Raw genomic sequence first — 14,799 nt, 5'->3', positions numbered from 1 at the left:
GAGCAATCTCGTAGGATTGGATCCATGATAGCCGACAATATTGCGGCCGTGTCGACTAGGGAAACCCGCGGTGGTGCGGTTGTTCGCGCGGCGATCGATATACGCGAACTGGTGCTACAGCGCGTTCTGCTTCCCGGCGAACAGGTACGTCAGGAAGACCTCGCGCACCAACTGGGAATCAGTCGAGGCCCGATCCGCGAGGCACTTCAGGTTCTCGCGGTGGAGGGCATCGTGCGATACGAACGCAATCGAGGCTACTTCGTCACTCGGTTCACATCCGACGAAATGCGGCAGCTGTACTTGATTCGCGAACTTCTCGAGTCCGAGGTCCTGCGGAGTCTTCCGCCGATGTGCGAGGACGACCTCACGCGGCTGCGGAAGATCAACGACGAGATCCGCACCGACGAGAATTCCGGCGAGGTCATCCGGCTAAACCGAGCGTTTCACGACGCCGTCACGGAACATTCGTCACTGACCCTGCTGAAGGGCCAGCTGGCGACGATCGGCCGAATGACGCTGGCGTATCAGTCACTGTCGATCAATGCGCTCTCGGATCGGCATGTGGTGGTGTCCGATCACGATGACATGATCGCCGCGCTCGCGGCGGGCGACAACGACCTACTCGTCGATATCGCTCGCCGCCACCGCAAGGCATCACTCGATCGGCTGATTCCCATCCTCAGCTGAGTACAGGGCCACCGGAACATCGACCAACCGGCTGGCCAGGTATTCGCCGAGACCTTTGCCCTGAGGGTCGATTCGGGTGCAGGCCGAAACGCCATCGCCCAGGTACTGGTAGATCATGAAGTTCATTCCGCGCAGATTCGAGAACACGAATCGCTCAACTCGCAGGTCGGCCAACTCCGGCATGAGCAATCGCAGACGGTCGACTGTGAGAAATGTGTCGAGCCAACGGAATGTTGCATCATCACGTGCCCACGCACCGAGGTTGGCAGATCCGGCTTTGTCTCCGGATCGTGTTCCCACGAACGCGCCCAGCATCGCAGGCGCCGTTGCCCCGAGATCGGAATCGGAACCGGTGACGTCCGGACGATCGTTCTCAGCGATCGGGTAGGGCTCAGCGGCAGCATCGTCCCAAGCGGGCCACGCCACCGGAATGTGCGACCCGTCATCGACCAGCACGGACGCGTGAACCAGATTCTTCTCGATCAGCGACGGCCACTGGACTCCGAACAGGCGCTCCGACTGCGGCGGCGTGGTCATGTAGAACCCGGGGACACTCGATGTTGCAATGGAGACGATCCGGCTGGAGAAATGTGCCCGGTCGACACGGCTGCGTTCCTTGTCGCGGACGGTGAGCACGAGCCAGGCGGTCGCCTCCTCAAAGGTGCCGTCAACATTCGCTGGACCTATCGTGGCCCAGCGGCATTCGTCGAAAGACTCGGGCTTGCCGATTTCGGCCTCGACCTGCCGACGAATCCAGTCGATCTTGTTCTTCAGGTTCGCGCCGGTGAGCCCGATCGTCATGGTGTTCCGATACCCACCCTCGAACGTCAGCGACAACTTCGCCGTCGACGTCGGCGCGAATCCCACTGTTCCCGAGACCCGTACACGATCCGCACCTGCGCTCTCGACATGCACGCTCGTCAGATCCGTGACAACATCCGGGTTCTGGTAGGCATGACCGTTGACCTCGTAGAACAGTTGCGCAAGCACGGTGTCAGTGGTGACCAGTCCCCCACTGTCGACGCTCTTGCCTATGATGGCCGAACCGTCTTGCGAGATGTCCGCGAGCGGCATCCCGGGAAGTCCGAGATCGCCGTGCTCTGCGAAGAAAGAAAAGTTCCCGCCGGTTGCCTGCGCGCCGCACTCGATGATGTGGCCGGCAACCACCGCGCCGGCGAGTTGATCGTAATCGGTCGGCGTCCAGCCGAATTTCCACGCGGCCGCTCCGACCACCAGAGATGCATCGGTCGTACGAGGACAGACGACGATGTCGGCACCTCGATGCAGCGCCTCGACGATCGGCCACGCGCCGAGGTACGCATTCGCGGTCAACACACGGTGCTCTGACAGATCCAGTGCGACCCCCGTATCGATGTTCACCAATTCGAGGTCGTCTCGTTCGTTCAGTACGTCGCGTACGTCGTCACCGATGACGGCAGCGACACTCAGCGACACTCCGCGCTCGGCACAGAGTTCTCGAATTGCTGCAGCAAGACCGGGGGCATCGAGTCCACCGGCATTGGTGACCACCTTGATTCCGCCCTCGGCAATCTCGTCTAGATGCAGCGCCAGCACATCCACGAACGCCGAGACGTATCCCTTACCACCTCGGTGTTCGTTCTTGGCCAAGACCAGCATCGTGAGCTCGGCCAGGTAGTCGCCGGTCAGAATCTCGACGCCGCTTTCGAGCAACTCCGCCATTCCGTCGGTACGGTCCCCGTGCCATCCGGTGAACTGTCCGACGCGAAGCGCCCCATCGGGCTTGCCGTGTGTTCGTTCGATTGTCATGGCTCAGTAGCTCTTCGGTAGGCCGAGGGTGCGCTCTGCGATGAAATTCAGAATCATCTGGTTGTTCACCGGAGCGACGCGAGGAAGTCGGGATTCGATCCACTGTCGACCGATGTGATACTCGCGGGAAAACGAGTAACCGCCGAAGACCTGCATGGCGGCATCGGTCGACGAGACTGCAGCCTCACTGCACAGATATTTCGCGGCATTGGCCAGCGAACCGATCGCAGCCCCCCCGCGAACCTCGTACTCGTCGACGGCCCGGTACAGCACCTCTGCGGCGGCCAGCAGGTCCAGGTAGCTTTTCGCGAGAGGGTGTTGGACGCCCTGGTTCTTTCCGATCTGACGGCCGAACACGACGCGGTCGAGGCTGTACTGTGTCGCCGCGGCCAGCGCCCATCGGCCGAGCCCCACTGTTTCCGCGGCCACGAACAGTCGTTCGCTGTTAAGGCTGTGCAGGAGATGGTAGAAGCCCTGCCCGACTTCGCCTATCACATCTTCGTAGGGCACCTTGGTTCCTTCGAAGAACACCTCACATGATGCGACGGCATTGCGGCCGATCTTCGGAATGGGCCGGATCTCTACTGTCTCCGAATTCAGATCCGCGAGGAACAGTGTAATTCCCAGTCCGCGGCGTTCACCTTCGGCGGGTTCGGACGTGCGGGCCAGCAGCAACACCTTGTCACCGCGCATGGCGCCGGTATTCCAGACCTTGGTTCCGCTGATGCGCCAAGACGTACCGTCGTCGACGGCCTTCATCGCGATTCGGGTGGTATCGGTCCCCGCGTCGGGTTCGGTGACGCCGAACGTCGTGTACAGCTTGCCTGCCGCGATCTGGGGAAGAAGTTCAGTGCGTTGCTTTTCGGTACCGAAGGCGAGGATGGTCGGCGCGCACAGCAGTGGCGTGTGGACCGTGCTGCATGCGTTGAGCCCGCCGCCGCTGGCACCGACCTCTTCGAGAATGGCCACCATGTTCGCGGTCGATCCCCCACCGCCGCCGTACTCTTCGGGGATGAAGGTACCCAAGAATCCCGAATCGGCGAACGCCCGGAAGAATTCCTCGGGAAACTCTTGATCTGCGTCCTTCTGATCCCAGTACGCAACATCAAATCTCGAGCACAGACCGCGGACGGCGCGTCGTAGGTCCGCATCTCTGGTCAGGTGAGGGAAGTGGTCATCGATTGACATTATTTCTCCAGACGGCAGCAATGGCGCACTGTGGCGGCAATATTGTAGCCAATGTACGCCAAGAGATCGGACTGCGTCAACGAGTTGCCGAATCTAGTGCTCACAATGTTGCAGCCAATGTTGACGGCAACTGCAGCGCGTGCTCGAATGGCCATGGATGACCACTGCATAGTAAGTAGGACCGACAGGCGGCGACGGTGTGGTCACACCGACAGATCGTCCGAGAACAGGAGCGGCGGATCCATGTCACTTCAGAATTACGAGCACCTACGCATCCGCGGAGAGGACGGTATCGCGACCATCACCTTGAGTCGCGCGGGCGGACGCAACGCGTTCAATACCGAGTTCTATGCGGAACTCCGGTCCGCGATCCGTGAGGCCGAGGTGGATTCCTCCGTCGGAGGCGTGATAGTCGATTCTGACGCAGATCATTTCGCCGTCGGTGGCGACCTCAAGGAGATGTTGGGCTACATCGAAGGGGATCCGCCCTCCTGGGACCTGTGGAAATTCCGTGACAGCCTTCCGTTCGAGGCCATTCGCGCATGCCGGAAGCCGACGATCGCTGTCGTCGACGGCTTCTGCTGCGGCGGCGGATTCGCGACCGCGATCTCCTGCGATTTCATCATCGCCTCTCCCCGTTCGAAGTTCGGAACCCCGGAGACGAAGGTCGGCCTTATCGACGGTTTGGTCGGGCCGGCTCTGTTCGGTCAGGTACCCCTGCCGGTCCTGAAGTATCTACTGTTCTCCGGTGAACTCATCGCCGCGGACTACGCGCGGTCGGTCGGTCTCGTGTTCGAGGTTGTGGACACAGAATCGCTTCACACCAGAGCCCAGGAGCTACTCGGCCAGTTCGCGGCCAACGGGCCCGAGATCGTCGCGGAGTACAAGCGAACGTTCCGGAGCTACGAAATTCCCGTGAACTACGAGGACACGATGCGAAACCTCTACTCCGACCCCGCGACCCGCGACCGGGTTCGGGGCTTCTTTACCCGAAAGAAGTGAGCACCATGAACAACTCAGCGATCAGTCCACACATCGATACGGTTCTGATCACCGGCGGCGCCAGTGGAATCGGCCGCGCGACGGTGAGACTTTTTCTCGACCGGGGCTGGACCGTAGTGGCGGCCGATCTGAACGAGGCGTCCGGAAAGTCGCTCGTCGCCGAATACGAACAAGAATCGAGCGACGGCCGCCTGTCCTTCGTGCAAGCGGACGTCTCGAGCGAGCCGGACGTCGAACACGCTGTGGCACACGCTGCGTCGTTCAACGGCGCGCTTGCCTGCGTAGTGAACAACGCGGGCATCGGCGGTGCCTTCGGATCCGTCACGGAAACGTCGGTCGAGGACTGGGACTACACGTTCGCCGTCCTGAGTCGCGGAGTCTTTCTCGGCGTGAAGCACGCCGCACGAGTCATGCGTGAGCAAGGAACGGGTGGGTCGATTGTCAACCTCGCATCTCTGGCAGCACTCACCGGAGACGCGGGACTCCAGGCATATTCCGCCGCCAAAGCCAGTGTGCTGCACATGAGCAGGGTGTTCGCGACAGAACTCGGACCGGATCGCATTCGGGTGAACTGTGTGTGTCCCGGCGCCATTGCGACACCGCTCAATCCGTCCGCCTCGCGGCAATTCGACGGCAGTGAACTGGCCCGCGCTCAGCCGCTGCCGTTCGTGGGCGAACCCGAACATCTCGCCCGCGCCATCTACTTCCTCGGTTCGCGCGAATCGTCCTTCGTCACCGGACAATATCTTGCAGTGGACGGCGGACTCGAAGCCGCCGGACCGCGCCTCGGAGAGTACCTGGGCACGGACCCCCGATACGCGACTCTCGTCGGCGTCAACAGGGGCAACACCGGAGTGAAGTCCACCGTTCGTGGCGGTGCGGCCCGATGACCGAAGACATCTGCCTCGTCGAAAATCGCGGGCATGTCCTGATCGTCACGCTGAATCGACCCGCACAGCGAAACGCTCTCAATGCCGCACTGAGACAACGACTACGAGACGTCTTCGATGACTACGAAGCCGACCCTGAACTTCGGTGCGCGATCCTGACTGCGAACGGAACAGCGTTCTGTGCGGGCGGAGACCTCAAGGAGATGGCCTCGGAGGCGGTGCAGATTCCACCCGAGGAATGGAGTTTGCTTCTCAGCTCCAAGGGCCACGTGATCAAACCGGTGATCGGGGCGGTCAACGGCTTCGCGCTCGCGGGCGGATTTCGCCTCGTACAGGATGTCGATCTCTGTATCGCGGCGGATACCGCAGTGTTCGGCATCAGTGAAGTCAAGCGCGGTCGCGGTGCGCCCTGGGCAGCGCCACTGATCGACCTCATGTCCAAACGCGTCATGATGGAACTGCTGATCACCGGCGAGCCGATGACTGCACAGCGTGCATACGAGGTGGGTTTCGTCAATCGCGTCGTACCAGGAGACAGACTCCTCGACGAGGCTCTCGCCGTCGCCGAGACCGTGGCGTCAAATGCACCGCTCAGCGTCGCGGCGGGAAAGAAGCTCGTCGAGATCTCGACCGAGCTCGGTTCGAGTCACGCCGTCGCATTCGCGAACGCAGTGTACGAGAAAGTCTATCGCAGCGACGATGCGGCCGAGGGCCCCCGCGCATTCGCAGAGAAGCGCCAACCTGTCTGGACGGGACGATGAGCGAACGCTACGACACCGCACGAAGACTCGCGTTGTCCGACCCCGAGGGGTACTGGTCTCAACACATCAGCCTCGTCGATTGGGTGACACCGCCGACGAAGATGCTGGATTCCGATCGCGCTCCCCTGCACAGATGGTTCACCGACGGGACGTTGAACACCTGTTACAACGCGGTGGATCGACACGTTCTCGCCGGTCACGGCGACCGGGCCGCCATCATCTACGACAGTCCGGTCACGGGGACCTCGGCGACCCTGACCTACGACCAACTCCTCGAGCAGGTCGGCGCCTTCGCCGGAGGACTACGTGATCTCGGGGTCGGCGCCGGCGATCGCGTCGTCATCTACATGCCGATGATTCCCGAGGCCGTCGTAGCGATGCTGGCGTGCGCTCGCCTCGGCGCCGTCCACTCGGTGGTGTTCGGCGGATTCGCACCGCGCGAACTCGCGGCCCGCATCGACGACGCTCGCCCCATCGTCGTCGTCACCGCGTCGTGCGGCATCGAGCCCGGCCGCGTGCTCGACTACAAGAAGATGGTCGACGAGGCCCTCACCATCTCGACGCACCGGCCCAATGCCCTGGTACTTGTCCAGCGACCACAACTACCCGCCACCCTCGAAGACTCGAGGGAATACGACTGGTCGGACGTTATTCGCAGCGGCGCAACTCATCCCGCTGCTCCGGTGACCGTACGCGCAACCGATCCGCTGTACATTCTCTACACGTCCGGCACCACCGGCCGACCCAAGGGCGTGGTGCGTGATAACGGTGGTCATGCCCTCGCGATGGCCTGGGCGTTGCCCAACGTGTACGACATCCACCCGGGACAGGTGTGGTGGTCGGCGTCCGACATCGGCTGGGTGGTGGGCCATTCGTTCATCGTCTACGCGCCACTCATCTCCGGCGCCACTACGGTTCTCTACGAGGGAAAGCCCGTGGGGACACCGGATGCGGGTGCGTTCTGGCGGGTGATCGCCGAGCATTCCGTCCAGGGGCTGCTCGCGGCGCCGACCGCGATCAGGGCGATCAAACGCGTTGATCCGGACGGAGAGCTCATCGCCGATCACGATGTCACGTCCCTTCGCAATCTGTTCCTCGCCGGAGAGCGCCTCGATCCCGACACCTATTCCTGGGCCACGGATCTCCTCGGAATCCCGGTCGTGGACAATTGGTGGCAGACCGAGACCGGTTGGCCGATCGCAGCGAATCTTCGAGGCTTCGATCCGATGCCGATCAAACCCGGATCACCGAGCGTGGCGGTGCCGGGTTTCGACGTCCGGATACTCGACGAGCACGGACAGGAAGTCGAGGCGGGAGTGGAAGGGGCCATCTGCATTCGCCTCCCGTTACCGCCTGGCACTCTCCCGACGCTGTGGGGTGACGACGACCGGTTCGTCCGGTCCTACTTGTCGACATTCGACGGGTACTACCTGACCGGAGACGGCGGCCACATCGACGAGGACGGATACCTCTTCGTCATGGGCCGAACGGATGACGTCATCAACGTCGCAGGGCACCGGTTGTCGACCGGATCCATCGAGGCAGTCCTCGCGGCACATCCGGCAGTGGCCGAGTGTGCCGTCATCGGCGCGGCAGACGCGCTGAAAGGCCAGATCCCCCGGGGATTCGTAGTACTGCGATCCGGTTGGCAGCAAGATCATTCGGAACTCGTCGCCGAGCTCATCAGGTCGGTACGCGCCGACATCGGGGCAATCGCAACCCCGAAGGACATCGTCGTCGTCGACGGTCTTCCCAAGACGAGATCCGGGAAGATCCTCCGAAAGTCTATGCGAGAGATTGCCGATCGCGGAGATTCAACGGTGCCGGCCACGATCGAGGACCCGGCCGTGCTCGACATGTTGAGATCGGTACTACGTCCCTAGAGAGTGAAGACGAGAACGGCGCCCGCTGATCGGCGGGCGCCGTACTGGTGTCGGGGTCGACTCAGGACGTTCGACGGCGGTGGAACCACACGTCCACGGCACCGCGGCGATCACGATCGCGGTAGATTGACGGGCGAGCAGAAGTTCGGGTACACGATCGACGTCACGATTAGCAGAGCGACGACAACGATGAGCATGGGGTTGGTCAGCAATCCCACGATCGATGCTTTCGTACATGGTGGGTGTCCGTGTCGATCGCGGGTCATCTTCGACTCCCTCGGGACTGCGGCACCCGAGCGCACCGTCGAGGCGAATGTAATGGTCGTCACTATGTTAGTCAAACTTGTATTCAATTTGTGTCTGCGAATCCATTTGAACGCTAACATCATTCGAATACAGAGTCCCGAATCAGACAGATCAGGCACACTGCACAGACGCCAAGCACGGTCCTGCGGCAGATGCCACAGGACCGCGCTCCACTACAGGAGTTCTCGTTGCCGATCAGTAGGCCGGTGAGGGATTGATACGCGGCAGGATGGTGTGACCCGCATCGACCGGAACGATCGTGCCGGTGACGGCCCATGCTTCGTCCGACAGAAGGAACGCAACCGTTTCACTCACGTGGCCCGGCTCGAGTGGACCTCGCCCCTTCAGGATGCCGTAGTTGTGACCCGCCTGAATCAGGTCCGCCTCTGTACCCCCGGGATGGCCGGCCATCAGATCGACAGCACCCTGCCATCCGTGAAGCCCGGTGCGAATGAATCCGGGGCAGACCGCGTTCACACGAATATTCAACGGTCCCAGTTCCATTGCAGCCGTGCGCAACAACCCGATGACACCGTGCTTTGCCGAGGCATAGTTTGCCGAACCCGGCAGGCCCTCTCCGATGCCCACCACGGACGAGATCAACACGATCGATCCCACGCCGTTCTCGATCATCTGGGGAGCCGCAGCCTTGACAGTGCGCCACGGTCCGGAGAGGTTGATGTTGATCGTTTCCTGCCATGCCTCTTCCGACATTTCCCAGATCGGTGCAAGCTCTCCCCAGATTCCGGCGTTGGCTACCAGCAGATCGAGCTTTCCGAATTCCGAGACAGCCTTCGCCACGGCACCGTCGAGGTCGTCCTGCGATCGGACATCACCTTCGATCGCCAACGCGCGTCCGCCCTTGTCGCGAATCTCGGCGGCCCCGGCCTGGATGGATTCGGCCGTGGACATGGCGTATTCAGCCGTCGGCACGGGTCCCGGTCCGTCGAGCATGACCACCGCTGCGCCCTTCGCGGCCAGAACCTTCGCGTGCGAAGCGCCCATACCACGTCCCGCGCCGGTGATCAGTGCAACTTTTCCGTCCAGTGCGCCCATAGCTCTACCTCGATCTTGTTGTGATTGAAAGGATCTGCTGAATTCGACGGCTCCGGCATGACGATGACATGCGTTGAGACCTGCATCACACGATGTTCTCCGAGCCTAACTGGATACTCTGCAGATCGCAATGTTGTATCCAATCGTCTCGTAAATTTCTACTCCCGAAGCACGATGGGGAGCCCCAGAAGCGAACGCAGGATCGCGTTGTCCGCATACGCCGGTTCGAAATCGGCTCGGGCGAACTCGATCGACCCGAAACGGTCGAAAAGCGCGTTCAGGGCGATCTCGGCTTCCAGTCGCGACAATGCCGCGCCCACGCAGAAATGAATACCTTTTCCGAACGAGATATGCGCGCTCTTAGCACTTTCGAGATTGACGTCGTCGGGATGCTCGAAATGGTCGGGGTCCCTGTTCGCGGCACCGATCATCACCATCACACGCGAACCGGCGGGCACAGGTACGCCCTTGATCTCGGTGTCCACCGTCGCCACCCGCGGAAAGCCTTGAATCGGCGACTGCAACCGCAGCGCCTCCTCTACGGCGGATGGAATCAGCGATCGATCAGCACGGACTCGCGCCATGATGGCCGGCCGCTCGAGCAGCATCAACAGCGTCGAGGACAGCAGATTCACCGTTGTCTCGTTACCTGCAACGAGCACGACATACGCGATGGCGATGATTTCTTCTGTCGTCAACTGGCCGTCCTCGGCCTCGACCAGGGCCCCCAGAAAGTCCGACGACGGCGCTGCGCGGCGGTCATCCGCGCGATCCGCAAAGTATTGGAGCAGTTCGGTCAGGGAAGTGTTCACTTCGATCTGCCGCTGCTCGGACAGCGTACCGCCGAGTACCTCAGCGGCGTCGTCGGACCATCGCTTGAAAATGTCCAGGTCGTCACGCGGCACACCGAGAAAGTCGGCTATGACGATCAGCGGCAAGGGCTGAGCGAAATCCCTGACGAAATCGACGGATTCGTTCTGCTCGAGCTTGGAGATCAGCTCCTGTACGGTACTCGTCACTTCCGGCGCCAGCGCAGCGATCCGGCGGGGCGTGAAGGCTTTGTTGACGATTCGCCGGTACCGCCGATGCGACGGAGGATCGTTGGTCAGCAGAGTACGTACGATTCGATGCCCCTGCGCAAGAACCGCTTTAGCTGCGGGGCTCTGCTTCTGACGCAGGCCGGGGCCGGCCTTCGAGGAATAGACATCAGGGCTGGTGAGGACGTCGACACAGTCGTCGTATCCAAGGACCAGATATAGGTCGTCATCAGGAACCTGGTAGACGGGGCACTCGTCCTGCATCTTCCGATATTGCGGGAACGGGCACTGAACTACATCCGGTTCGAACAGTCGTTCGGTCATCGGGCATCTCCTTGGTTTCTAAACTAGACCTAGGTTAGAATGACATACATGTCTCCTACCGTCGATAGTCTGAGCATCATGAAAGAGGCCAGGCGTCCGAAAGACACCCCCGCAACCACACCTCGCGGGGAATCCACGAAAGAACGCATAATGCAAGGCGCTGCCCGCGTCCTAGCCAAAAGAGGCTACGCGGCAACCACATTGGCAGACATCGCCAAAGCAGCTGGCGTCAAGGCAGGCAGCCTGTACTACTACATGGAGAACAAGGAAGACCTGATTCGAGATCTCATGACACGTGGCATCGTCGAAACTCACGCATACGTGGAAGACGCCGTCCAATCCCTTGGTCAGGATGCCACTTCGCAGGACCGCCTCGGAGCAGCGATCGCAGCGCACATGCGGTACATGCTCACCAAGAACGACATTGCGCGCGCCAGCATACGGACGCTGGGGCAAGCTCCAGCCGAGGTGCAGGGCCCAGCGATCGAACTGCATCGCTCGTACGGGCACTACTTCTCGGCGTTGATCGAAGACGCGAAGACCGACGGCTTCCTGGCACCGGACATCGACGCTCGCGTACTCAGACTGCTCATCATCGGGGCAGCGAACTGGTCCACTGCATGGTACCAGCCGACCGGCGCGGAAAGCGCCGACGGGATTGCAGAGTTGCTCGTGCGCATGGCCTTCGGCGACATGTTGCCGCGCGAGAAGTGAACAGACCGAACAGAACACTCTCTTTCAGCAAGACAACCGCGTGGATGACATCCACCATCGAGAAAGTGACATCGAGTAGAGATGACTGATCAGACTCGCCCACTCCGAGTAGCCATCGTCGGTGCCGGACCGGCAGGCATCTACGCCGCCGACGCGCTCATCAAGTCCGACCACAATGTCAGCGGACCCGGCGTCAGCATCGACCTCTTCGAACGCATGCCCGCACCCTTCGGCCTCATCCGCTACGGAGTCGCACCCGACCACCCCCGCATCAAAGGCATCATCACCGCCCTCCACAAAGTCCTCGACAAACCCCAGGTACGCCTCCTCGGCAACATCGACTACGGCACCGACATCACCCTCGACGACCTCCGGACCTACTACGACGCCGTCATCTTCTCCACCGGCGCCAACGCCGACCGCGACCTCAACATCCCCGGCATCGACCTGAACGGCTCCTACGGCGCCGCCGACTTCGTCTCCTGGTACGACGGCCACCCCGACGTCCCCCGCACCTGGCCCCTCGACGCCGAAAAAGTCGCCGTCCTCGGCGTCGGCAACGTCGCCCTCGACGTCGCACGCGTCCTCGCCAAAACCGGCGACGAACTGCTCCCCACCGAAATCCCCGCCAACGTCTACCAAGGCCTCAAAGCCAACAAAGCCCTCGAAGTCCACGTCTTCGGACGCCGCGGACCCGCACAAGCGAAATTCACCCCCCTCGAACTCCGCGAACTCGACCACTCCCCCAACATCGAAGTCATCGTCAACCCCGAAGACATCGACTACGACGAAGGCTCCGAAGCCGCCCGCCGCGCCTCCAAACAGGTCGACATGGTCGCCAACACCCTCCAGGACTGGGCCATCCGCGACATCGGCACCCGACCCCATAAACTCTTCCTGCACTTCTTCGAATCCCCCACCGAAATCCTCGGCGACAACGGCAACGTCACCGGACTACGCACCGAACGCACCGAACTCGACGGCACCGGCAACGTCCGCGGCACCGGAAAATACAACGACTGGAACGTGACAGCCGTCTACCGCGCTGTCGGCTACCTCTCCCAGAACATCAGCCAACTCCCCTTCGACGACCAAGCCGGCACCATTCCCAACGAAGCCGGCCGCGTGCTTGCCTCTTCGGGTCATCCCGCAGGTTCCACTCCAGCCGCATCCTCCACCGCCACCTACATACCCGCCACCTACGTCACCGGCTGGATCAAACGCGGACCCGTCGGCCTCATCGGCCACACCAAAGGCGACGCCAACGAAACCGTCGCCAACCTCCTCGAAGACGCACCCACCTTCCAAGGCGCCACCGAACCCGACGAAGCAGCGGTGGTGAAGTTCCTCGAAGACAAGCACGTCCCCTTCACCACCTGGGACGGCTGGTATCGCCTCGACGCACACGAACGCTCCCTCGGCGAAGAAGAAGGCCGCGAACGCATCAAAGTCGTCGAACGCCACGACATGACCGAAATTTCCCGAACAGTTTTGAATCGAATCGAACCTCCTTTTATAACTACAAATACTGGTTCGAGCTCGTGACCTACGTGATTGCTGAGCCCTGCGTCGACATCATGGATAAGGCCTGCATCGAGGAATGCCCTGTCGACTGCATTTACCAGGGCACAAACATGCTGTACATACAGCCCGACGAGTGCGTCGATTGCGGAGCATGCGAACCTGCCTGCCCCGTCGAGGCCATCTTCTTCGAAAGCGACTTACCTGAAGAGTGGAACGAATACACCACGATCAACGCCAACTTCTTCGAGAATCTGGGATCTCCCGGCGGAGCAGCCAAACTGGGCGCAGGTTCCCTTTCCACCTAGCCGGTTGAAGAAAAGGCGTCCACCTTCGAGCACGCCATATTCTGCTTATAGCTGATGCGTGTGGCGAACCGATCGCGACATTGTCATCCGCGACACCCATTGCAAGAGAAACCACGGCGAGGGGCACCACCATGACCACACCGGGAGCCGGCGCAAGACAGCCGTCCGTCGCGATTGTAGGCAGCGGACCGTCGGGCTGCTACCTGGCGCAGTTCCTTCGCAAGCGCTGGCGAGAATCCGACATCGTCGTGTTCGACCGCCTCGACACTCCGTACGGTCTGGTTCGCTACGGTGTAGCTCCCGATCACCCTGGGACACGCGCGGTGTCCAAACAGTTCGATCGACTCTTCCAGCGTGAGTCGATTCGGTTCGTCGGTTCCACCTTGATATCCACGATCGAAGGCGACGGCGATCTCACACTCGGTCAACTGCGAGGGTCCTTCGACATCGTCGTCCTGGCCACCGGGCTGCACGCTGATCGCGCCCTCGCCGGCCCGGGCGGGCCACTGCCGGGAGCCGAACTGTCGGGCGTGTACGGCGCCGGCCGACTGACCCGGTTGATCAACGGGCATCCGGAGGAGAAGGTCGATGACCTGAGCCTGGGTCGCCGAGTCCTCATCGTCGGACACGGCAACGTCGCCATCGACCTGCTCCGCCTATTCCTGACCCCCGCCGAGCAGCTGCGAGCACTCGGGATCGCGAACGACGTCGTCGACGCCATCACTGCTGGGCCCGTTCGTGAGATCGACATCGTCGGACGATCACAACCGGCACAGGCCAAGTTCGATGTCGCGATGGTGCGCGAGCTGGAAAAGCTCTCCGATGTTGCGTTCGAAGCACACGGTGTCGAGGTCGAACCCGACGAGCAGTCGACTCGTCACGAGGCGATCGCCACTCTGGCGGCGGGATCCGACGACGCTGCCGGCCGCGTCGTGCGGTTCCACTTCGGATGGGAACCAATCGAGCTCACCGGAGTCGATTCAGTGTCGGGCATCGTCCTGCTGGCGATGGACGGCAGCCGTTCCACCGTTTCGATGCCTGCCGACGCTGTCTGCACTGCAATCGGATTCGCCGAACACGATACCGCTCCCCTCCGCCGAGCAGACCACGAGCACATCGAACATATCGACCTCGAACGCGGAATCCTCGGCGACAACTTGTTCTGCGTCGGCTGGCTACGACGCGGACCACGCGGAACCATTCCGGAAAATCGGGTTGACGCACGTATGGTCAGCGACACGATAATCGCCTCCTACGCCGAGCGCAGCAACTCGGTATTCAAACCGGGGGCCAGCGCACTCGATATCCAGCCTCCCATCACTTCCTGAAACGAG

13 protein-coding genes are annotated in these 14,799 nt (G+C 61.6%); 9 read left to right on the top strand and 4 right to left on the bottom strand.

All coding sequences use genetic code 11. The features are described from left to right. Positions 1-24 precede the first annotated feature (24 nt). Positions 25-687, top strand: a complete 663-nt coding sequence (locus tag RJ1_RS16060) for a GntR family transcriptional regulator (protein ID WP_073361445.1) — start codon at positions 25-27, stop codon at positions 685-687. Here RJ1_RS16060 and RJ1_RS16055 read toward each other — a convergent pair. Together RJ1_RS16055 and RJ1_RS16050 are read right to left on the bottom strand one after the other, a co-directional pair. Next, positions 655-2,475: an acyclic terpene utilization AtuA family protein gene (locus tag RJ1_RS16055; protein WP_073361443.1), complete on the bottom strand. Its 1,821-nt coding sequence runs from the start codon at positions 2,473-2,475 to the stop codon at positions 655-657. The two genes, RJ1_RS16060 and RJ1_RS16055, sit on opposite strands and share 33 nt — an antisense overlap. 3 nt (positions 2,476-2,478) lie before the next feature. Continuing rightward, positions 2,479-3,663 carry an acyl-CoA dehydrogenase family protein gene (locus tag RJ1_RS16050; RefSeq protein WP_073361441.1) on the bottom strand — a complete coding sequence of 395 codons (1,185 nt, stop codon included), beginning with the start codon at positions 3,661-3,663 and terminating at the stop codon, positions 2,479-2,481. Positions 3,664-3,714: 51 nt separating this feature from the next. On the opposite strand from RJ1_RS16050, the gene RJ1_RS16045 reads away from it, so the two are divergent. From RJ1_RS16045 to RJ1_RS16030, 4 genes are read left to right on the top strand one after another with little or no spacing between them, the layout of a single operon-like run. Further along, complete coding sequence (locus RJ1_RS16045; RefSeq protein ID WP_083400793.1) at positions 3,715-4,665, top strand: enoyl-CoA hydratase/isomerase family protein; 951 nt, start codon at positions 3,715-3,717, stop codon at positions 4,663-4,665. 5 nt (positions 4,666-4,670) lie between these two features. Then, positions 4,671-5,555 carry an SDR family NAD(P)-dependent oxidoreductase gene (locus RJ1_RS16040; protein ID WP_073361542.1) on the top strand — a complete coding sequence of 295 codons (885 nt, stop codon included), beginning with the start codon at positions 4,671-4,673 and terminating at the stop codon, positions 5,553-5,555. Beyond that, positions 5,552-6,316, top strand: coding sequence for an enoyl-CoA hydratase-related protein (locus RJ1_RS16035; RefSeq protein ID WP_073361437.1), 765 nt, complete (start codon positions 5,552-5,554; stop codon positions 6,314-6,316). The genes RJ1_RS16040 and RJ1_RS16035 overlap by 4 nt, the downstream gene beginning before the upstream one ends. After that, positions 6,313-8,199 carry an acetate--CoA ligase gene (locus RJ1_RS16030; RefSeq protein ID WP_073361435.1) on the top strand — a complete coding sequence of 629 codons (1,887 nt, stop codon included), beginning with the start codon at positions 6,313-6,315 and terminating at the stop codon, positions 8,197-8,199. Before RJ1_RS16035 ends, RJ1_RS16030 begins: the two co-directional genes overlap by 4 nt. A 501-nt stretch (positions 8,200-8,700) precedes the next feature. On the opposite strand, the gene RJ1_RS16025 is transcribed toward RJ1_RS16030, so the two are convergent. After that, positions 8,701-9,561 carry an SDR family NAD(P)-dependent oxidoreductase gene (locus tag RJ1_RS16025; protein WP_073361433.1) on the bottom strand — a complete coding sequence of 287 codons (861 nt, stop codon included), beginning with the start codon at positions 9,559-9,561 and terminating at the stop codon, positions 8,701-8,703. Between the two features lie 158 nt (positions 9,562-9,719). Continuing rightward, positions 9,720-10,922 carry a cytochrome P450 gene (locus RJ1_RS16020; RefSeq protein ID WP_073361432.1) on the bottom strand — a complete coding sequence of 401 codons (1,203 nt, stop codon included), beginning with the start codon at positions 10,920-10,922 and terminating at the stop codon, positions 9,720-9,722. Between the two features lie 48 nt (positions 10,923-10,970). Between RJ1_RS16020 and RJ1_RS16015 the strand changes: the two genes are divergently transcribed. The 4 genes from RJ1_RS16015 to RJ1_RS16000 all read left to right on the top strand — a co-directional run bounded on the left by RJ1_RS16015 (position 10,971) and on the right by RJ1_RS16000 (position 14,793). Then, positions 10,971-11,636 (top strand): TetR/AcrR family transcriptional regulator, encoded by a 666-nt coding sequence (locus RJ1_RS16015; RefSeq protein ID WP_162850406.1) that lies wholly within the window; start codon positions 10,971-10,973, stop codon positions 11,634-11,636. Positions 11,637-11,717: 81 nt separating this feature from the next. After that, positions 11,718-13,181: an FAD-dependent oxidoreductase gene (locus tag RJ1_RS16010; protein WP_073361428.1), complete on the top strand. Its 1,464-nt coding sequence runs from the start codon at positions 11,718-11,720 to the stop codon at positions 13,179-13,181. Further along, positions 13,178-13,465 (top strand): ferredoxin, encoded by a 288-nt coding sequence (fdxA, locus tag RJ1_RS16005; protein ID WP_073361426.1) that lies wholly within the window; start codon positions 13,178-13,180, stop codon positions 13,463-13,465. Before RJ1_RS16010 ends, fdxA begins: the two co-directional genes overlap by 4 nt. Before the next feature lie 131 nt (positions 13,466-13,596). Beyond that, positions 13,597-14,793, top strand: a complete 1,197-nt coding sequence (locus RJ1_RS16000; RefSeq protein WP_073361424.1) for an FAD-dependent oxidoreductase — start codon at positions 13,597-13,599, stop codon at positions 14,791-14,793. Positions 14,794-14,799 lie beyond the last annotated feature (6 nt).

The organism is Rhodococcus jostii NBRC 16295 (genome assembly GCF_001894825.1).
GTDB lineage: Bacteria > Actinomycetota > Actinomycetes > Mycobacteriales > Mycobacteriaceae > Rhodococcus_F > Rhodococcus_F jostii.
The sequence above is the reverse complement of the archived record's forward strand: the minus strand, read 5'-3'. Positions and strand labels throughout refer to the sequence as shown.